The 20,025-nt window shown below is 53.2% G+C and carries 19 protein-coding genes; 10 read left to right on the forward strand and 9 right to left on the reverse strand.

Annotation, left to right across the window (positions count from 1 at the left end):
• Positions 1 to 23 precede the first annotated feature (23 nt).
• Both rlmI and hspQ read left to right on the forward strand, forming a co-directional pair.
• Entirely contained in the window at positions 24 to 1,214 is a 1,191-nt protein-coding gene (gene rlmI, locus OGW17_RS11070; protein WP_071258271.1) for a 23S rRNA (cytosine(1962)-C(5))-methyltransferase RlmI, read from the forward strand.
• A gap of 57 nt (positions 1,215 to 1,271) precedes the next feature.
• Positions 1,272 to 1,589, forward strand: coding sequence for a heat shock protein HspQ (gene hspQ / locus OGW17_RS11075; RefSeq protein ID WP_012132956.1), 318 nt, complete (start codon positions 1,272 to 1,274; stop codon positions 1,587 to 1,589).
• A gap of 60 nt (positions 1,590 to 1,649) precedes the next feature.
• On the opposite strand, the gene OGW17_RS11080 is transcribed toward hspQ, so the two are convergent.
• Positions 1,650 to 2,063 (reverse strand): CoA-binding protein, encoded by a 414-nt coding sequence (locus OGW17_RS11080; protein ID WP_049008447.1) that lies wholly within the window; start codon positions 2,061 to 2,063, stop codon positions 1,650 to 1,652.
• A 173-nt stretch (positions 2,064 to 2,236) separates the two neighbouring features.
• Here OGW17_RS11080 and OGW17_RS11085 point away from each other — a divergent pair, with 173 nt between their 5' ends.
• Together OGW17_RS11085 and mgsA are read left to right on the forward strand one after the other, a co-directional pair.
• Positions 2,237 to 2,899 carry a DUF2057 family protein gene (locus OGW17_RS11085; protein ID WP_012132958.1) on the forward strand — a complete coding sequence of 221 codons (663 nt, stop codon included), beginning with the start codon at positions 2,237 to 2,239 and terminating at the stop codon, positions 2,897 to 2,899.
• A 115-nt stretch (positions 2,900 to 3,014) separates the two neighbouring features.
• The gene (gene mgsA, locus OGW17_RS11090; protein WP_012132960.1) at positions 3,015 to 3,473 is read left to right on the forward strand and encodes a methylglyoxal synthase; all 459 of its coding nucleotides are present in this window, start codon (positions 3,015 to 3,017) and stop codon (positions 3,471 to 3,473) included.
• 31 nt (positions 3,474 to 3,504) lie between these two features.
• Here mgsA and helD read toward each other — a convergent pair whose 3' ends face one another.
• On the reverse strand, positions 3,505 to 5,559 hold the full coding sequence (gene helD, locus OGW17_RS11095; protein WP_058668974.1) for a DNA helicase IV: 2,055 nt from the start codon (positions 5,557 to 5,559) through the stop codon (positions 3,505 to 3,507).
• Positions 5,560 to 5,682: 123 nt separating this feature from the next.
• Here helD and OGW17_RS11100 point away from each other — a divergent pair, with 123 nt between their 5' ends.
• Together OGW17_RS11100 and yccS are read left to right on the forward strand one after the other, a co-directional pair.
• Positions 5,683 to 6,129 carry a YccF domain-containing protein gene (locus tag OGW17_RS11100; RefSeq protein ID WP_012132963.1) on the forward strand — a complete coding sequence of 149 codons (447 nt, stop codon included), beginning with the start codon at positions 5,683 to 5,685 and terminating at the stop codon, positions 6,127 to 6,129.
• 18 nt (positions 6,130 to 6,147) lie between these two features.
• Positions 6,148 to 8,295, forward strand: a complete 2,148-nt coding sequence (gene yccS, locus OGW17_RS11105; RefSeq protein WP_024130467.1) for a YccS family putative transporter — start codon at positions 6,148 to 6,150, stop codon at positions 8,293 to 8,295.
• On the opposite strand, the gene OGW17_RS11110 is transcribed toward yccS, so the two are convergent.
• Positions 8,264 to 8,887 carry a TfoX/Sxy family DNA transformation protein gene (locus OGW17_RS11110; protein WP_071258272.1) on the reverse strand — a complete coding sequence of 208 codons (624 nt, stop codon included), beginning with the start codon at positions 8,885 to 8,887 and terminating at the stop codon, positions 8,264 to 8,266. The two genes, yccS and OGW17_RS11110, sit on opposite strands and share 32 nt — an antisense overlap.
• 216 nt (positions 8,888 to 9,103) lie before the next feature.
• Here OGW17_RS11110 and sulA point away from each other — a divergent pair, with 216 nt between their 5' ends.
• Both sulA and ompA read left to right on the forward strand, forming a co-directional pair.
• On the forward strand, positions 9,104 to 9,613 hold the full coding sequence (sulA, locus tag OGW17_RS11115; RefSeq protein WP_012132966.1) for an SOS-induced cell division inhibitor SulA: 510 nt from the start codon (positions 9,104 to 9,106) through the stop codon (positions 9,611 to 9,613).
• Between the two features lie 355 nt (positions 9,614 to 9,968).
• Positions 9,969 to 11,015: a porin OmpA gene (gene ompA / locus OGW17_RS11120; protein WP_047463714.1), complete on the forward strand. Its 1,047-nt coding sequence runs from the start codon at positions 9,969 to 9,971 to the stop codon at positions 11,013 to 11,015.
• Positions 11,016 to 11,089: 74 nt separating this feature from the next.
• On the opposite strand, the gene matP is transcribed toward ompA, so the two are convergent.
• On the reverse strand, positions 11,090 to 11,542 hold the full coding sequence (gene matP, locus OGW17_RS11125) for a macrodomain Ter protein MatP (RefSeq protein ID WP_012132968.1): 453 nt from the start codon (positions 11,540 to 11,542) through the stop codon (positions 11,090 to 11,092).
• Positions 11,543 to 11,727: 185 nt separating this feature from the next.
• Between matP and OGW17_RS11130 the strand changes: the two genes are divergently transcribed.
• Together OGW17_RS11130 and fabA are read left to right on the forward strand one after the other, a co-directional pair.
• On the forward strand, positions 11,728 to 13,488 hold the full coding sequence (locus tag OGW17_RS11130) for an AAA family ATPase (RefSeq protein ID WP_071258273.1): 1,761 nt from the start codon (positions 11,728 to 11,730) through the stop codon (positions 13,486 to 13,488).
• 68 nt (positions 13,489 to 13,556) lie between these two features.
• Complete coding sequence (gene fabA / locus OGW17_RS11135; RefSeq protein WP_012132970.1) at positions 13,557 to 14,075, forward strand: bifunctional 3-hydroxydecanoyl-ACP dehydratase/trans-2-decenoyl-ACP isomerase; 519 nt, start codon at positions 13,557 to 13,559, stop codon at positions 14,073 to 14,075.
• Between the two features lie 142 nt (positions 14,076 to 14,217).
• Here fabA and rmf read toward each other — a convergent pair whose 3' ends face one another.
• The 5 genes from rmf to OGW17_RS11160 form a co-directional block, all read right to left on the reverse strand.
• Entirely contained in the window at positions 14,218 to 14,385 is a 168-nt protein-coding gene (gene rmf / locus OGW17_RS11140) for a ribosome modulation factor (RefSeq protein ID WP_012905338.1), read from the reverse strand.
• A 256-nt stretch (positions 14,386 to 14,641) separates the two neighbouring features.
• On the reverse strand, positions 14,642 to 15,205 hold the full coding sequence (gene pqiC, locus OGW17_RS11145; protein ID WP_012132972.1) for a membrane integrity-associated transporter subunit PqiC: 564 nt from the start codon (positions 15,203 to 15,205) through the stop codon (positions 14,642 to 14,644).
• Positions 15,202 to 16,842 (reverse strand): intermembrane transport protein PqiB, encoded by a 1,641-nt coding sequence (gene pqiB / locus OGW17_RS11150; protein ID WP_047457720.1) that lies wholly within the window; start codon positions 16,840 to 16,842, stop codon positions 15,202 to 15,204. Before pqiB ends, pqiC begins: the two co-directional genes overlap by 4 nt.
• A gap of 4 nt (positions 16,843 to 16,846) precedes the next feature.
• Complete coding sequence (gene pqiA / locus OGW17_RS11155; protein ID WP_047457723.1) at positions 16,847 to 18,100, reverse strand: membrane integrity-associated transporter subunit PqiA; 1,254 nt, start codon at positions 18,098 to 18,100, stop codon at positions 16,847 to 16,849.
• 14 nt (positions 18,101 to 18,114) lie between these two features.
• Complete coding sequence (locus OGW17_RS11160) at positions 18,115 to 20,022, reverse strand: ABC transporter ATP-binding protein (RefSeq protein ID WP_071258274.1); 1,908 nt, start codon at positions 20,020 to 20,022, stop codon at positions 18,115 to 18,117.
• Positions 20,023 to 20,025 lie beyond the last annotated feature (3 nt).

The following is a 20,025-nucleotide window of genomic DNA, read 5'->3' on the forward strand; positions in this document are numbered from 1 at the left end:
TTGATTCGACAGAATAGCAAATTATGAGTGTACGTTTAGTGTTAGCCAAAGGGCGCGAAAAATCTTTACTTCGTCGCCATCCGTGGGTCTTTTCCGGTGCCGTAGCCCGAATGGAAGGTAAAGCCAGCCTCGGTGAAACCATCGATATTGTTGACCATCAGGGTAAATGGTTAGCGCGCGGCGCCTATTCTCCCGCCTCGCAAATTCGTGCACGCGTCTGGACATTTGATCAGGCGGAATCCATCGACATTGCGTTCTTCACTCGTCGTCTGCACCAGGCGCAACAGTGGCGCGACTGGCTGGCGAAAAAAGACGGGCTGGACAGCTACCGTCTGATCGCCGGTGAATCCGATGGCTTGCCGGGCATCACTATCGACCGCTTCGGTAACTTCCTGGTTCTGCAACTATTGAGCGCAGGTGCGGAATATCAACGCGCCGCGCTGATCAGCGCGTTGCAAACGCAGTATCCCGAATGTGCGATCTACGACCGCAGCGACGTCGCCGTGCGTAAAAAAGAGGGAATGGAACTCACCCAGGGGTCCGTCACCGGCGAACTGCCGCCGGCCCTGCTGCCCATTGAAGAGCATGGCATGAAGCTGCTGGTAGATATTCAGGGGGGTCATAAGACAGGCTATTACCTCGATCAGCGTGACAGCCGCCTGGCGACGCGTCGCTATGTGGAAAACCAGCGCGTGCTGAACTGCTTCTCCTATACCGGCGGATTTGCCGTGTCGGCACTGATGGGCGGTTGCCGTCAGGTGGTGAGCGTTGATACATCGCAGGAAGCGCTGGATATCGCGAAGCAAAACGTTGAGCTGAACAAACTGGATCTGAGCAAAGCCGAGTTTGTGCGTGACGATGTGTTCAAACTGCTGCGCGCCTATCGCGATCGTGGAGAGAAATTCGACGTCATCGTGATGGACCCGCCGAAGTTCGTCGAAAATAAAAGCCAGTTGATGGGGGCCTGTCGCGGCTATAAAGATATCAACATGCTGGCTATCCAGTTGTTGAATCCGGGCGGCGTGCTGTTGACGTTCTCCTGTTCCGGCCTGATGACCACAGATTTATTTCAGAAAATCATTGCAGATGCCGCAATAGATGCCGGTCGTGATGTACAATTTATAGAGCAGTTCCGTCAGGCCGCCGATCATCCGGTGATCGCTACCTACCCGGAAGGGCTGTATCTGAAAGGGTTTGCCTGTCGCGTCATGTAACTTGAAAAGTGGAATGTTACCCTCATATTGAGAGTATCTATTTCCCGGGAGGTGACTATGATTGCCAGCAAATTCGGTATCGGCCAGCAGGTCCGCCATTCCCTGTTAGGTTACCTCGGAGTGGTCGTGGATATCGACCCGGAATATTCGCTTGATGAACCGTCACCTGATGAGCTGGCGGTTAACGACGAACTTCGCGCCGCTCCCTGGTATCACGTGGTGATGGAAGATGATGAAGGCCAGCCTGTACATACCTATCTGGCTGAAGCCCAGTTAAGCAGTGAAACGCAAGATGAGCATCCCGAGCAACCCTCGATGGATGAACTGGCGCGCACTATTCGCAAACAGCTGCAAGCGCCGCGTCTGCGCAACTGATTCAACGTAAAATGCCCGATAGCGCGACGCTTATCGGGCTTACACGCTATGTCTGAGCCCTTATTTCGCCAGCCCTAAACGCGGAATCTCTATTGCCGGACAGCGATCCATCACGACTTTCAATCCCGCATTTCGCGCCAGCACGGCGGCCTGCTCATTAATTACGCCCAGTTGCATCCATAAGGTCCTCGCGCCAATGGCGATAGCTTCCTGCGCGACGCCCCATGCGGCTTCTGAATTACGGAAGACATCAACCATATCGACCCTTTCCGGTATGTCCGTCAGCTTCGCATAGCCTTTCTGCCCCAACAACGTGGTTCCGGCCACCTTCGGCGAGACAGGAATAACGTGGTAGCCCTGGTCGAGTAAATATTTCATCACACGGTAACTTGGGCGCTCGGGCTTATCACTTGCCCCCACCAGCGCGATGGTACGCGTGGACGTCAAAATGCCAGCGATATCGGTCTCTTTCATCATCTTTCTCCAGGCTGTTTTGCAAAGTGTACGACAAACCTGACATTGCAACCATTCATCCCATACGGACGTATGAGAGCAAAAGCTAAAAATATGTCTATATGTTAGTAAACATGATTAGCGAAAAATTTTGATACATTATTAACCGGGCGGTTTTTGGACAGGAGAACCCTATGAAAACCGGCATTATAACCATGTTATTCGTTCTGTATTTGCCGGTAACCGCCTTTGCCACGACCCTTCGTCTTTCAAATGACATTGACCTTTTAGTGTTAGACGGCAAAAAAGTCTCCAGTTCATTGCTGCGCGGCGCGGACAGCATCGAACTGGACAATGGCCCGCATCAGCTTGTGTTTCGCGTTGAGAAAACCATTCGCCTGTCCAGCCACGAGGAACGACTCTACATTTCTCCCCCGCTGGTGATCAGCTTTAACACGCAACTCATCAGCCAGGTCAATTTTCATCTTCCGCATCTGGAAACCGAACGAGAAGCCGCGCATTTTTCCACCACGCCGCGTCTGGAACTGCTGGACGGCGACGCAATGCCTATTCCGGTCAAACTGGATATTCTGGCAATCACCTCGACCGCCAAAATCATTGATTACGAAACCGAAACCGAGCGCTACAACAAAGCCGATAAACGCGCCTCCTTGCCGCAGTTCGCCACGATGATGGCCGATGACAGCACGCTGCTTTCCGGGATCTCTGAGCTGGACGCCGTTCCGCCACAGTCTCAGGCGCTCACGGAGCAACGACTCAAATACTGGTTCAAACAAGCCGATCCGCAAACGCGTAATAACTTCCTGCAATGGGCGGAAAAACAACCGCCCTCCTGACATTTTATGTCGACGCTGGCGAGTATGACGAGTCGGCGCGCATTTTTTTCGTCTTTCTCTTGCAGCGTCAAGCGCTTCCAGTACTCTGTAGCAAGGTTAACTACGGAATTGAACTATGGAACTGACGACTCGCACCTTGCCTGCGCGCAAACACATTGCTCTGGTGGCGCACGACCACTGCAAACAGATGTTAATGAGCTGGGTGGAACGCCACCAGCCGCTGCTGGAAAAGCACGAGCTTTATGCCACAGGCACAACCGGAAACTTAATTCAACGCGCCACGGGTATGAACGTTAACGCGATGCTGAGCGGCCCGATGGGCGGCGATCAGCAGGTCGGCGCCCTGATCTCTGAAGGGAAGATTGATGTGCTGATTTTCTTCTGGGACCCGCTCAATGCCGTTCCGCACGATCCAGATGTGAAGGCGCTCCTGCGTCTGGCTACGGTGTGGAACATTCCGGTCGCCACCAACGCGTCTACGGCTGACTTTATTGTCCAGTCTCCCCATTTTAACGATGCCGTGGATATCCTGATCCCGGATTATCAACGTTACCTGGCTGAACGCCTGAAATAACGCTCCCACAGGCGGCACAAGCCGCCTGCTCTTAAGGCTTCCTCGCCACCGGCACATCCAGATGCTTAAGATCGTCCACAAAGCGCGACGGATTCTCTTTGTTAAATAACAACCAGACCCGATGCCGGGCGCGCGTCAGCGCCACATACAGCAGTCGCCGCTCTTCCGCATCCGGGAAATCCTCCACCTGCGGCAGTAATGCTTCTTCCATAATCGACTCGCGCGCAGGCGCCGGGAAACCATCACTGCCTTCCTGTAGCCCGACAATAATCACATAGTCAGCCTGCTGGCCCTTACTGGCATGGATGGTCATAAAATCCAGTTGCAGCTTAGGCCAGCGGGTCGCCGCTTTTTCAAGACTGGCTGGCTTCAGATGGTGGTAGCGCGCCAGCACCAGAATGCGCTCATCCTCTTTCGCATATCCTGAAAGCTTATCCAGCAAGGCATCCAGCTGGTTTTCATCCAGTAACGTTACCGCTTTCTTATCGCCCGCCGTCAGACTGTTAAGCGGCTTTTTGAGCTGATGCGGATTTTGTTGGATAAAACGATTGGCGATTTCGCCAATGCGCCCGTTAAAACGGTAGGTTGTATCGAGGTCACAGCGATCGCCCTCGCCAAAAGAGTGATGAAACGCGGTCGTTAAAGAGAGCTGCGCCCCACTGAAACGGTAAATCGCCTGCCAGTCATCGCCAACGGCAAACAGCGTGGTATGCGAATTTTGTTTGCGCAGCGCCGCCAGCAACGCCGCACGCTGCGGGGAGATATCCTGAAATTCGTCCACCAGAATATGTTTCCAGGGACTGATAAAACGCCCCTTTTCCAGGATAACGATCGCCTGGTGGATAAGCCCGGAGAAATCGACGGCGTTCTCCTCTTTCAGCGCGCCTTTCCACGCTTTCAGCAACGGCGCCATCAATTTGATGCGCTTACTGAACAGATCGCGAATCTCCTCAGGCGCACTGGCGATCATCTCAGACTGAGCGCCGCCATGCATTCGCATCAGGCTCACCCAACGGTCCAGCCGGGAGGCCAGACGGCGCTGTAGCTTTTCATCATCCCAGAAATTGCCCTCAGGCAGCGGCCATTGCATTTCCTCTTCCAGCCACTGCCGCCACCCTTTCGCCTGCGCTTTTTTCTCGCTGCACTGCTGACGCCAGGTTTTGATAAACAGTTTATGTCTCGCGGCAGCGTCGTTTTCCAGTTTGCTGATGGTCGGGACTTTCTTACTCCCCTGCTGAATGATATGCAGCGCCAGGGCGTGGAACGTACGGGCGGCGATCGCGTCCGTATGCAATCTTTCACGAATGCGTTCGTCCATCTCTTCTGCGGCCTTGCGGCCAAAGGCCAGCAGCAGAATTTGCTCAGCCGCCGCTTCTCCCCTGGCTAACAGCCAGCCTGCGCGCGCGACCAGCACAGACGTCTTACCGCTCCCGGCTCCCGCAAGCACCAGCAAAGAATGTTCACCATTGACCACGGCTCTGGCCTGCGCCGGATTCAGCGGCGAGGACTCAATGTTCTGGAAGAAGTCGGCATATTCCGTCAGCATCACCTCGGTATAGGCCTGATTATGCTGCTGGCGGCATCCCTCGATATCGTTCAACCATGCCAGACAGCTACGCCAGGCATCGCGGCAGTTCTCAAACTCCTCCAGGCGATTAACCGGCAGCGGTAATGCAGCAAAAGCGCGGCGAATGTGTTGCTGTAATCCTGACGTTTGCTCGCGCGTTAACCACCGTTTTTCTCCGGTTCGCTCGGCAATAAGATCCCGTTGTTCCTGTAAAACCCGGGCCGCCACCTCGCTCATCTCCTGGCTCCAGCGCTGCCAGTGCGCATCCAGGTAGTGATGAAAACGCTGCGTCTCTGCCCATTCAGTACCGTGCAGACGCACCACTTTGTCATCCGGGAGGACAAACTCAAGCTCCCCCCACACCAGTCCCCGTTTACAATGAATAGCCAGTAACTGATTGAATGGAATAAGATACTCGTGGCGATCGCCCGAGACTTTAATACCGGCATTGAGAATAACGGCCCGATCGTACGGGTGTTGCGCCAGACGTTTTCCAAGAGAAGTTGCTTTCAGTTCCATGACTCAGCGAATCCAGACGAAGAGTATTTCTTGTCAGTGTAACCGCCAGAGAAAACGTGCTCCAGCCCAAAAAAACGTTACAATTGCCTGCAATCACAGAAAACCAGAGTTAGCCGAGGGTTTATGCGTACTGTTCTGAATATTTTAAATTTTGTATTGGGTGGTTTTGCCACCACTCTGGCCTGGCTGCTGGCGACGCTCGTCAGCATCGTGCTCATTTTCACATTACCGTTAACCCGCTCATGCTGGGAGATTACAAAACTTTCGCTGCTTCCCTACGGCAATGAGGCCGTTCATGTTGACGAGCTGAACCCGGCAGGGAAAAGCACGCTGTTGAATACCGGCGGTACGGTACTCAACGTTTTCTGGCTGATCGTCTTTGGCTGGTGGCTCTGCCTGATGCACATCGCCTCCGGCATTGCGCAATGCATTACGATCATCGGCATTCCCGTCGGCATCGCGAATTTTAAAATCGCCGCCATTGCGCTCTGGCCGGTAGGGCGTCGCGTGGTTTCCGTAGAGACAGCTCGCGCGGCGCGTGAAGCCAGTGCGCGTCGCCGCTTTGAGTAATCAGGACTGATGGCCTTTATGTTAAGTCCCTTGCTCAAACGCTATACCTGGAACAGCACCTGGCTGTATTACGTTCGCATTTTTATCGCGCTATGCGGCACAACGGCCCTGCCCTGGTGGTTGGGCGATGTCAAACTCACCATACCGTTAACGCTCGGTATGGTCGCCGCCGCCCTGACCGATCTGGATGATCGTCTCACCGGACGTCTGCGCAATTTAATCATCACATTAATCTGTTTTTTTATCGCCTCCGCTTCCGTGGAACTGCTCTTTCCCTGGCCGTGGCTGTTCGCGATTGGATTAACGCTCTCTACCAGCGGATTCATTCTGCTCGGCGGTTTAGGGCAGCGTTACGCCACCATTGCTTTCGGGGCGCTGCTTATCGCTATTTACACGATGCTGGGCACCTCGCTTTACGACCAGTGGTATCAACAGCCCATTCTGCTCCTTGCTGGCGCCGTATGGTACAATCTGCTGACGCTGACCGGGCATCTGCTCTTCCCGATTCGCCCCCTACAGGATAATCTGGCGCGCAGCTACGAACAGCTTGCACGCTACCTGGAGTTAAAGTCGCGCTTGTTTGACCCGGATATCGAGGATGAAAGCCAGGCGCCGCTGTATGATTTAGCGCTGGCCAACGGACAACTGATGGCGACGCTGAATCAGACGAAAGTCTCTCTTCTTACCCGCTTACGCGGCGACCGGGGGCAACGGGGAACCCGTCGCACGCTGCACTACTATTTTGTCGCGCAGGATATTCACGAGCGTGCAAGCTCATCGCATATTCAGTATCAGACGTTGCGCGATCATTTCCGCCACAGCGACGTGATGTTCCGTTTCCAGCGCCTGATGTCGATGCAGGGGCAAGCCTGTATGCAGCTCTCACGCTGTATATTACTGCGTACGCCTTATCAGCATGATCCACACTTTGAGCGCGCGTTTACCCATATTGATGCGGCGCTCGAACGTATGCGCGCCGCTGGAGCATCCGCTGACTTACTCAAAACACTGGGCTTTTTGTTGTCCAATCTGCGGGCGATTGATGCGCAACTGGCGACGATTGAATCCGAGCAGGCGCAGGCAATGCCGCGTAGCGAATCAGAAAACCTGCTTGCCGACGACAGCCCTCACGGATTCAGTGATATCTGGCTACGCCTGAGCCGTAACTTCACTCCCGATTCAGCGCTATTTCGCCACGCGGTGCGTATGTCGCTGGTGCTCTGCGTCGGTTACGCGCTGATCCAGATTACCGGCATGACTCACGGTTACTGGATCCTGCTCACCAGCCTGTTCGTCTGCCAGCCGAACTATAACGCCACGCGGCACCGGCTGGCGCTGAGGGTCATCGGGACGCTGGTCGGCGTCGCCATTGGTATACCAATCTTGTGGTTTGTCCCCTCGCTTGAAGGCCAGTTGATACTGCTGGTTATCACCGGCGTACTGTTTTTTGCTTTTCGAAACGTACAGTATGCCCATGCGACGATGTTCATCACCCTGCTGGTGCTACTCTGTTTTAACCTGCTGGGTGAAGGCTTCGAAGTTGCCTTGCCGCGCGTGATCGATACGCTGATCGGCTGTGCGATCGCGTGGGCCGCCGTCAGCTTTATCTGGCCCGACTGGCGCTTTCGTAACCTGCCGTGCGTCCTGCAACGGGCCACGGATGCGAACTGCCGCTACCTGGACGCGATCCTTGAGCAGTATCATCAGGGGCGGGATAACCGGCTGGCCTACCGCATTGCCCGCCGTGACGCCCACAACCGCGATGCCGAGCTGGCCTCGGTGGTGTCGAATATGTCCAGCGAACCCGACGTCACTGCCGAAACTCGTGAGGCTGCGTTCCGGTTACTCTGCCTCAATCATACCTTTACCAGCTATATCTCTGCTCTGGGCGCGCATCGCGAACAGCTCACCAACCCGGATGTCCTGGCGCTGCTGGATGATGCAGTGTGTTATGTCGATGATGCGCTTCACCATCAACCCGCCGATGAACAGCGCGTTCACCAGGAGCTGGCAAGCCTGAAAGAGCGGATTCAGCACCTGGAGCCAAAACCAGACAGTAAAGAACCCCTGGTGGTGCAACAAGTCGGCCTGCTCATTGCATTACTGCCTGAGATTGGTCGTTTACAGCGGCAAATCACGCCGTCGCCTTCTGGTGCTCCGGCGTAAGCGACTGCGCCCACTCAGCAAGCTCCTGGCGGCGCACCGCCGGGAGCGCCGCTTCATGTACGCCAGCAATCGCCCCTTCTAACGCATAGAGAGTTTTCACCGTCAGCAGCTTATTGCTCTCTCTTAGCCGCAGCCAACACATTTTTGCGCCGAGTATTCGCAATGTGTTTTCATCATTAATTCCGGCCTCATGCAGAAGGTTCTCCAGATGAAACGTTACGTTTGGCAGATTCTTCAATCGACGTTGTGAAAAACGGGTACGTTTTTCTTTTATGGCTGCATCCAGCGAATACTGCGATAAAAGCACCAGCTGTTGTTGATCGCGCCATAAGCTTTCATCCACCCGGTAATAATTCAACATAACGGGACGGCCACGTTTCATAAATGTTAACCAGACAGGGGAATGCTTCACGCAGTACGCGACGCTTTGCTCACAGGCGCGCAGGTATAGCTCTCCCTCAGCCACCATCGCAAACACCGTATCCTCGATTGTCAGGCTGTAGCTACCAAACAGCGAACGATAGTGAACCGTGCCCAGAGAGGCTAAATATTCTTGTGATTTATAGATCTTGTCATAGGAACGTAATTTCATAAAATCCCTTTTAAATCATAAAGTAAAAGAATGATTTGCAGTAACAGATCCGTTAATGACGAAAATAGGCAACTTATTCTCAGTGAGCAAGATGAATTTCATTTTTACGGCGACAACAGATAAAAATTGCGAGTCTGTTTCCGAAAATAGGGTTGATCTTTATTGGCGGCAGGGTTACTGTATATCCATACAGTAACTCACAGGGCTGGATTGATTATGTACACTTCAGGCTATGCAAATCGTTCTTCGTTGTTCTCTTCCACTGCGGGCAGCATTGCGCGCGTCTCTTCAGAGAACACCACCGCCGGGCTTATTAGCGAAGTGGTCTATCGCGAGGACCAGCCCATGATGACGCAATTACTGCTTTTACCGCTGCTGCAACAGTTAGGTCAGCAATCACGCTGGCAACTCTGGCTGACGCCGCAACAAAAGCTGAGCCGGGAATGGGTTCAATCTGCGGGGCTGCCTTTAACAAAAGTGATGCAGATTAGCCAACTTTCTCCATGCCATACGCTGGAGTCGATGATTCGCGCATTGCGGACGGGCAACTACAGCGTCGTTATCGGTTGGCTGGCGGATGAGCTCAGCGAAGAAGAACACACCCGGCTTGCGCAAGCGGCAGATGAGGGAAATGCGATGGGATTTATCATGCGTCCTGTGAGCGCACACGCTCATGCCACGAGACACCATTCCGGGCTAAAAATTCACTCAAATTTATATCATTGAGTGAAATTAGGATTTATCCTGGAATTTTTTTTCTGCTCTTTCATCTGCTCTGAAGCTTAATACTTTTTGTGTGTGAATGCTTGTCAGAAGCGGTTTCCGCGATTTTCGCTGAGCGATTTCTCAGCAGGAAATGTTAAATATTATGTATACAAGCCTTTTTTTTTCATATGCCTGACGGAGTTCACACTTGTAAGTTTTCAACTACGTTGTAGACTTTACATCGCCAGGGGTGCTCGGCATAAGCCGCAGATATCGGTAGAGTAACTATTGAGCTGATCCCCCGGTGAAGGATTTAACCGTGTTATCTCGTTGGAGATATTCATGGCGTATTTTGGATGATAACGAGGCGCAAAAAATGAAAAAGACAGCTATCGCGATTGCAGTGGCACTGGCTGGTTTCGCTACCGTAGCGCAGGCCGCTCCGAAAGATAACACCTGGTACACTGGTGCCAAACTGGGCTGGTCTCAGTTCCATGATGTTGGCAACAACCAGATCGACAACAACGGCCCGACCCATGAAAGCCAACTGGGTGCCGGTGCGTTCGGTGGTTATCAGGTAAACCCGTACGTTGGTTTTGAAATGGGTTACGACTGGTTAGGTCGTATGCCATACAAAGGCAACACTCAAAACGGTGCATTCAAAGCTCAGGGCGTTCAGCTGACTGCTAAACTGGGTTATCCGATCACTGACGATCTGGATGTCTACACCCGTCTGGGTGGTATGGTTTGGCGCGCAGACGCTCAGAACAACACTGGCTTCAAAGATCACGATACCGGTGTTTCCCCAGTATTCGCTGGTGGCGTAGAGTACGCTGTAACGCGTGACATCGCTACCCGTCTGGAATACCAGTGGACTAACAACATCGGCGACGCAAACACCGTTGGCGGTCGTCCAGATAACGGCCTGCTGAGCGTTGGTGTTTCCTACCGTTTCGGCCAGCAGGAAGAAGCAGCTCCGGTTGCTCCAGCTCCGGCACCGGCTCCAGAAGTACAGACCAAGCACTTCACTCTGAAGTCTGACGTTCTGTTCAACTTCAACAAAGCAACGCTGAAACCAGAAGGCCAGCAGGCTCTGGATCAGATGTACAGCCAGCTGAGCAACCTGGACCCGAAAGACGGTTCCGTCGTGGTTCTGGGCTTCACTGACCGTATCGGTTCCGACGCTTACAACCAGGGTCTGTCCGAAAAACGTGCTCAGTCTGTTGTTGATTACCTGATCTCCAAAGGTATCCCGGCTGACAAAATCTCCGCACGCGGTATGGGCGAATCCAACCCGGTTACTGGCAACACCTGTGACAACGTGAAAGCTCGCGCTGCACTGATCGACTGCCTGGCCCCGGATCGTCGCGTTGAGATCGAAGTTAAAGGCGTTAAAGACGTTGTAACTCAGCCGCAGGCTTAAGTTCCCGTCTAATAAAAAACCCCGCGCTGCGGGGTTTTTTTCGTTTGGAACCAGAAGAAAGAAGAAACGAACCGCTACTCTTTCCCCAGTAATGCCTGCAAATCCTGCTTCAGGGTCGACATCTTGCTGGCGTATTTCTCTTTATGTTCCGCATCTTCAATCAACTGCACAATCGTTTCTGAAAGCGTTTTGCCACGTCGCTGCGCGAGTCCCGCCAGACGCTGCCAGACAATAAACTCCAGATCGATAGACTTCTTGCGCGTATGTTGATGCTCGGCATTAAAGTGTCGTTTACGCCGTGCTCGTATGGTCTGCTTCATACGGTTTAACAGCGCAGGATTCATATGCTCTTCAATCCAGGCATTTACCCGAACCGGTTCATTTTCGAGGGTTAGCAACAAATCAACGGCTTCTTTGGCAGCACTGGCTTCCACGTACCGGGTAATCAACTCCCCTTCGCGGTGCTTCTTCACCAGATACTTCCATTTCCAGCCGCTTTCAAGGTTTTCAAGTTGTTGATATTTCATTGCGCTCTCAACGTTACCGTGTAACTCCTATCAGAATATCAGTTTTTTGGGCATCTGAAGAAAAGAATATCCAGCCTGTGAACTCTCACGCGTCATCCCGCACGTTTACATTCGCTTTCCGCGTGTGCAGCGTTGCCTGTTACGGTATAATCGCGTTTTTTACAACAGACTAAAAAACCTCAACTTTGACCATTACGAAACTTGCATGGCGTGATCTGGTTCCTGATACCGACAGTTATCAGGAAATATTTGCACAGCCACACTTTACTGACGAAAGCGCCACCCTACTCAGCGATACTCAACCACGACTGCAATTTGCGCTGGAACAACTTCTCCAGCCCTGGGCGTCGTCCTCTTTTATGCTGGCGAAAGCGCCGGAAGAGCCCGAGTATCTCACTCTCCTTTCTGATGCGGCCAGAACGTTACAAGCCGATGCCGGTCAGTTGACCGGGGGCCATTACGAAATTTCGGGCCATACCATCCGTTATCGCGCAGCAGAAAAAGCAGAAGACAATTTTGCCACGTCGGCGCAGGTTGTTAGCGCTGACTGGGTTGAAGCCGAACAGCTGTTTGGCTGTCTGCGCCAGTTTAACGGCGAAATTACGCTGCAACCGGGTCTGGTGCATCAGGCTAACGGCGGCGTTCTGGTGATTTCCTTACGCACCCTTCTGGCGCAGCCGTTGCTGTGGATGCGTCTGAAGGCAATTGTCAGCCATAACCGATTCGACTGGGTCGCGTTTGACGAGTCGCGTCCGTTGCCGGTCTCTGTGCCGTCTATGCCGCTCAAGCTGAAAGTCGTGTTGGTCGGCGAGCGTGAATCGTTAGCTGACTTCCAGGAAATGGAGCCGGAACTGGCTGAACAGGCGATTTACAGCGAATTTGAAGACAATCTGCAAATAGTGGATGCCGAAACCATGACCCAGTGGTGTCAGTGGGTTCAGCACACGCTTAAACGCAATAATCTGCCCTCGCCAACGCCTGATGCCTGGCAAGTGCTGGTACGCGAAGCCGTTCGCTACACGGGAGAACAGGACACGCTTCCACTGTGTCCGCTATGGATTTCCCGCCAGTTCAGAGAAGCCGCGCCGCTGTGCCAGGACAGGACATGCAGCGCCGAACAGCTCGCCCTGATGCTTGCCCAACGCGAATGGCGTGAAGGCTATCTTGCAGAGCGCATGCAGGACGAAATCCTGCAAGAGCAGATCCTGATTGAAACGGAAGGCGAGCGCATTGGTCAGATTAACGCCCTTTCCGTCATTGAATTTCCCGGCCATCCGCGCGCGTTTGGCGAGCCTTCACGCATCAGCTGCGTCGTTCATATTGGCGACGGTGAATTCACGGACATCGAGCGAAAAGCCGAGCTTGGCGGTAACATTCATGCCAAGGGGATGATGATCATGCAGGCTTTCCTGATGTCGGAACTACAGCTTGAACAGCAAATTCCATTCTCCGCCTCGCTGACCTTTGAACAGTCCTATAGTGAAGTGGATGGCGACAGCGCCTCAATGGCAGAACTGTGCGCATTGATCAGCGCTCTGTCCAATGTGCCGGTTAATCAAAATATCGCAATTACCGGCTCCGTCGATCAGTTTGGACGCGCCCAGCCTGTTGGCGGCCTGAACGAAAAAATTGAAGGCTTTTTCACAATTTGTCAGCAGCGTGAACTGACGGGTAAACAAGGCGTTATTATTCCGGCGGCTAACGTGAGACACCTCAGCCTCCAGCCTGCGCTGTTGCAGGCCGTGGAAGAAGAGAAATTCAGCATCTGGGCGGTAGACGACGTAACAGACGCACTGCCGCTTCTGCTTAATCTGGTGTGGGATGGCGAAGGTCAGACAACATTGATGCAGACCATCCAGGAACGTATTGCCCAGGCTACACAACAGGAAGGACGTCATCGTTTTCCCTGGCCGCTACGTTGGCTAAACTGGTTTATACCGAACTGATCGGACTTGTTCAGCGTACACGTGTTAGCTATCCTGCGTGCTTCAATAAAATAAGGCTTACAGAGAACATGGTAGATAAACGCGAATCCTATACAAAAGAAGACCTTCTTGCCTCTGGTCGCGGTGAACTGTTTGGCGCTAAAGGCCCACAACTGCCGGCACCAAACATGCTGATGATGGACCGTGTCATCAAAATGACAGAGACTGGCGGTAACTTCGACAAAGGTTATGTTGAAGCTGAGCTGGATATCAATCCAGATCTCTGGTTCTTCGGATGCCACTTTATCGGCGATCCGGTTATGCCGGGCTGCCTGGGTCTGGACGCAATGTGGCAGTTGGTTGGATTCTATCTCGGCTGGCTGGGCGGCGAAGGTAAAGGCCGTGCGCTGGGCGTAGGTGAAGTGAAATTTACCGGTCAGGTTCTGCCAAGCGCGAAGAAAGTGACCTACCGTATTCACTTCAAACGTATCGTTAACCGTCGTCTGATCATGGGTCTGGCGGATGGCGAAGTTCTGGTTGATGGCCGTCTGATCTACACCGCCAACGACCTGAAAGTAGGTCTGTTCCAGGACACGTCAGCGTTCTGATCGCGGACATCTCCAGGTCTGATAAGCGTTGCCACAAGCGCGGCGTCATTGCCGGATGGCAGCATAACCACGTTATCTGACCTGCCTGTAAAAAGGCGAAACCTCCGCACTGCGGAGGTTTCTTTTTTCTAAAGAGACAGAATCAGGCCATTACTACCCTGTCCGCCATGGCTTCTCGCCAACCTCCCAGCCAGTGCGACCTCTGATTCAGCGTCTGATAGGGACACATTTCTTTTGAGCGTCCGGCAATGCCGGCCTGATATCCACGTTGATGTGCCCGTTCCAGGCGATCTCGTTTTTGTCTCTTCATGCCTCGTTTCCCTCATCTTCATGTCTGGTGGAAAAGAAAACAGTGATTACGAAATGTGCAATCACAGTAAACGAATACCGCGAAAAAGTTGTCCCGTCAATGCGCAAAATTCACGCCATTGTCATATTTGTGAGCTACTCAATAAATCATTTGTACAAAAATTGTGAGCCAGAACAGCTATTTTCACCGGGCAGAAAAACAAAAAAACCGCCCCCGGCGACGTGCCGAAAGCGGTTAAATTTACAATATTTTTAACTTATGGTATTTGCTTCAGCGCCTGAGCGATAGCGGCGGCTTCCTGATTCCAGGCGGCTGCCAGCACCTTGACCATTTCGTCATACCCGTCCTGCTGCTGCGCGGTTTCGATGTGGAATGGGCGCTTAATCAACTGCCCCTGATGGTTCAGTAGCCACTCCCCACTTACGATAACTTTGCCATCGTAACGGCCATGAAATCCCGTCACCGTCACGTTAAGCGTATCCTGCACGCTGCCCAGCGGCTGTGAGGCAACCACCCAGCCCGGAAGCTGGGCGCTCAGATTCGCCACCAGCGTATTGCGCAACTGCTGGTCCAGCGGGCTGGCCCAAAGATTGTTACTCGCAATCACGTACTGCACATCACTGGTTTGATACACCACGCCGTTGCCCGCCAGGTAGTCCGGCACCGAAACCTGTTCCACCCACAATAAGCGGTTTCCCTGGCTTGCCGTACTCTGTACGCCCCCTTGCGCGACGGGTAGCTGGTAGTAGCTCTTGTTTTCTCCGCTACTGCTACATGACGTTAACCAGAACGCCATCATCACCACTAGCCACTTTTTCATTGTTTCGCCCTCTTCGGCTCTGGATCTTTCTTGTCCTTCGCTTCAAATACCAGCGCGTTGCTCTTTTCGTTCAGCGTTTTCAATACCGGTTGCAGTTCACGGAGAACCTGATCAAGACGCTGCATATCCGCCACCATCTTGTTATACGCCGCGGAGCCTGGCTGGAAGCCCTGCATGCTGCGGTTCAGTTCGCGCAAGGTGTTCTGCATATCCGCCGGAAGCTGCTGCATCGACTGGCTGGAGGTAATCTTGTTCATATTATCCAGCGTGGTTTGCAGATGCTTCATCGTCCGCTGGCTTTCCGACAGCGTATTGGTCGCCTGTTGAATCATCGGATTCAGCGGCAGGTTATTAATTTTATCCAGCGCTTCCATCAGACGCTGCTGGATTTGCGCCAGACCACCGCTTACCGTCGGGATGATCTGATAACCATTAAACTCATGAATGCCCGTAATTGGCGGCTCTTTCGGATAGAAGTCCAGATCAACATACAGCGCGCCGGTCACCAGATTGCCCGTTTTCAGTGAACCGCGCAGGCCGCGTTTGAGCAGTTCGGCCAAATGCGCGCCGACATCCGTCTCTTCGCCCAATTGTGCTTTCAGGCGTTCCGGTTCAATGCGTACCAGCACCGGAATACGGTAGTCAGTGTTAAACACCTGACGCATATTCGGCGCAAAGAAAGGCACTTTGCTGACCGTCCCCAGGCGAATCCCGCGAAACTCCAGCGGTGCGCCCGGTTGCAGGCCGCGAATCGAATCTTTAAAGAACATCAGATAGTCGATGTGGTCGGTATACAGCGAATCCTGAATGCTTCGCTGATCGTCATACAGGCTGAAAGCGGTTTTTTCCGCAACCGGCTGCCCCAGTTCAAGCCCTTCCGGCACGTCAAAGCTCACGCCACCGCCAAACAGCGTGCTTAGCGATCCCATTTCAACCCGCATACCGGCGGAAGTCAGATCCACCGCAATACCGCTATCCTTCCAGAAACGGACGTTGCTGGTCACCAGCCGATCGTTTGGCGCATTAATGAAGAGTTGATAGCTGATGGAGCGTTTTTGCGGATCGAAGGTGCTGGTTTCAACCGAGCCAACGCGGTAGCCACGGAAAAGCACCGGATCGCCCGGACTGAGCTGCCCGGCTTTTTTGCTGTCAAGAATAACGCGGATGCCTTTCGCATCTGGCGGCGCCAGAGGTGGGGAATCCAGCAACTGGTAATCCTCCAGCCTGTTACCTTTCGTCCCCGGCTGCAACTCAATATAAGCCCCGGACAGCAACGTGCCTAAGCCGCTGATCCCTTCACGCCCGACCTGCGGTTTCACCACCCAAAAGACCGAATCTTTGTGCAGCAGTTTTTCCATACCGGAATGCAATCTGGCCTTGATCTCTACATGCGTAAGATCGTCGGTCAGCGTCGCGCTTTCCACCACCCCCACATCCACGCTACGGCTCTTGATGGTGGTCTTACCGCCTTCAATACCTTCGGCATTCGTGGTGATCAAGGTGACTTCAGGCCCCTGATGGCTGTAGTGATAAAACAGCACCCATGCCCCAATCAGCGCAGTGACGATAGGGAATATCCACACGGGAGACCAGTTTTTTACCTTCTGCACTTTGGCTTCCCCATTTTTAGATTCCATACTGTCAGGACTCCTCATGGCCTGGTTCAGGTTCACGATCCCACGACAGACGCGGATCAAAGGTCATCGCAGAAAACATTGTCATAATGACGACTAAAGCAAACATCAATGCACCCATCGCTGGATAAATATTCATTAACCCCCCCATGCGCACCAGCGCAGAGAGTACGGCAATTACAAACACATCAATCATTGACCAACGACCAACAAATTCCACCACCTCATAAATCAGGTGCATTCTTTCACTGTCGCGTGTGCCATGCCCTTTCGCATCCCAGCACAGCCAGGCAATCGCAATCATTTTTAGCGTTGGCACCATAATACTGGCAATAAAAATAACCGCCGCCACCGGATAAGACCCTTCACTCCAGAGCAAAACGACCCCGGCGAGGATCGTAGAAGGCATCTTCGATCCCAATAAATCGGTAATCATGATCGGCATGATATTCGCGGGCAGATAAAGCATGATCGACGTAAATAACAGGGCCAGCGTCCATTGCAGGCTGTTTTTGCGTCGCACATGACCCTTTGCATGACAGCGCGGACACACTAATTCATTCTCCGGGAGAATGGCCGTACAGCAGGAGCAGGAACGCAGTCCCTGGCGGATGCCGGTAACGCCAGGTTTCAGCGGCTGCGCCAGCACAGGCATCGGCGTAATATCGTCCCATAACCAACGGCGATCGACGCACTGAAACGCGCGCAATTGCAGGATGCAGAAGAAGCACCACGGAATAAAACTGCTTCCAACCCCGATATCCCCGTAAGCCATCAGCTTAACAAAACTGACCAGCACGCCTGCGAGGAAGATCTCCGCCATCCCCCAGGTTTTTAGCTGAAACAGCACGCGCGCCAGAACCTTTTTCACACGTAGCGGCAATTCGACGCGATTCACAAGCAATAATATCGTTACCAGACAAAAAGCCGGAACCAGCTGGACAAACAGCAAAAAGAAGGTGCCAAGGCTGGCGTAATTTTCCGAAAACATGACGCCGGGGATTTCAAGCAGCGTAACTTCGCTCCTCACACCCGCGACGTTCATATTTACGAAAGGGAAAAGATTGGAAAGCAGCAGCATAAACAACGCCACTAACGAATAGGCGGTAGGACGCTGCCTTGGCGCGTCCCACTCGGTCGTCAGCGTTGTGCCACATCTTGGACATGCCGCTTTCTGCCCATGCTCAAGGTGGGGCAACGCCACCAGCATGTCACATTGCGAGCATAAAATGTGCTTCGCAGCATGATGATGTTCGCACATATGCGCTCCTTTAATTATGCGCCATTCTTCAAGGCTTCAAGATACTCCCAGCGCTCAAAGGCTTGTTCAAGTTCCTGCTCTGCGTGACTCAAATCGGTCAGAACTTTTTGCGTATGATCATGCGGTTGGCTGAAAAAGGCGGCATCCGCCACCTGCGCCTGCAACGCTTCCAGTTTGGCCTCCAGCTCTTCCAGTAACTGGGGGAGCTGTTCCAGTTCGCGTTGCAGTTTATAGCTTAGTTTGTTACTGCCGCGCTTTACAATTTCTGCTTTCGGGGCAACCACTTCCTCAGTTTTCTTGACGACGGGTTGTTTAAACGCCAGATGCTGTTCCTGCTGACCACGCGCATCATGATATCCGCCGACATAGCGACCAATCTTACCGCCGCCTTCGAAGATCCAGCACTCGGTCACGGTGTTATCCACAAACTGACGGTCATGGCTCACCAGCAGGACAGTTCCCTGATAGCCGTCAATCAACTCTTCCAGCAGTTCCAGCGTTTCAACGTCCAGATCGTTGGTCGGTTCATCGAGAATCAGCAAATTGCTGGGTTTCAGGAACAAACGCGCCAGTAAGAGGCGGTTACGTTCTCCGCCAGACAGGGCGCGAACCGGCGTCATGGCGCGCTTGGGATGGAACAGGAAGTCCTGAAGATAGCCCAGCACATGACGCGGCTTACCGTTAACCAGCACCTCTTGCTTACCTTCAGCAAGGTTATCCATCACGGTTTTATCGGGATCCAGTTCCGCGCGATGCTGATCGAAATAAGCCACTTCCAACTTCGTGCCGACATGAATACGTCCGCTGTCCGCCTGAAGCTGGCCCAGCATCAGTTTCAGCAACGTGGTTTTCCCGCAGCCGTTAGGGCCAATTAAAGCAATCTTGTCGGCACGCTGCACCTGCGCGGAGAAATCGTTTACCAGCTGCTTGCCGTCAACCTGATAGCTGACGTTTTCCATTTCGAAAACAATCTTGCCGGAGCGGGCCGCTTCTTCGACCTGCATCTTCGCCGTCCCCATCACTTCACGGCGTTCGCTACGCTCGCGGCGCATCGCTTTCAGGGCACGTACGCGACCTTCATTGCGGGTACGGCGCGCTTTAATACCCTGGCGGATCCAGACTTCTTCCTGCGCCAGTTTGCGATCGAACTCGGCATTCTGTAACTCTTCCACGCGCAGGGCTTCTTCTTTCTCCAGCAGATACTGATCGTAATCTCCCGGATAAGAAACCAGTTTCCCGCGATCGAGATCGACGATGCGGGTAGCCATATTGCGGATAAACGAACGGTCGTGGGAAATGAAAATAATCGTCCCGTTGAAAGATTTCAGGAACGTTTCCAGCCAGTCGATCGTTTCAATATCCAGGTGGTTGGTCGGCTCATCCAGCAACAATACGCGAGGGTTGCTGACCAACGCCCTGCCCAGCGCCGCTTTACGCAGCCAGCCGCCGGAAAGCGAAGAGAGCGCCGCGTTAGGATCGAGCCCAAGCTGCGCCAGCACTTCATTAATACGGTTTTCCAGTTGCCACAGGTTGTGGTGGTCGAGCTGTTCCTGCACTCGCGCCATCTCATTGAGATTTTTATCGCTGGGGTCGGTCATCACCAGGCGGGAAATATCGTGGTAACGTTTCAGGTATTCAGCCTGCTCCTCGATCCCTTCCGCAACGAAATCATAAACGCTGCCTTCGACATTACGCGGCGGATCCTGTTGCAGACGCGCGACGATCAAATCCTGCTCGTAAATGATGCGTCCGTCATCCAGTCCCTGTTCGCGGTTGAGGATCTTCATCAGCGTTGACTTCCCGGCGCCATTACGGCCCACCAGGCACACGCGTTCGTTATCCTCGATATGCAGCTCTGCGTTATCGAGAAGCGGCGCGTCGCTAAACGACAGCCATGCGCCATGCATACTGATTAATGACATTTA

This window comes from Citrobacter sp. CK181, from assembly GCF_030333595.1.
GTDB classification, from domain to species: domain Bacteria; phylum Pseudomonadota; class Gammaproteobacteria; order Enterobacterales; family Enterobacteriaceae; genus Citrobacter_B; species Citrobacter_B koseri.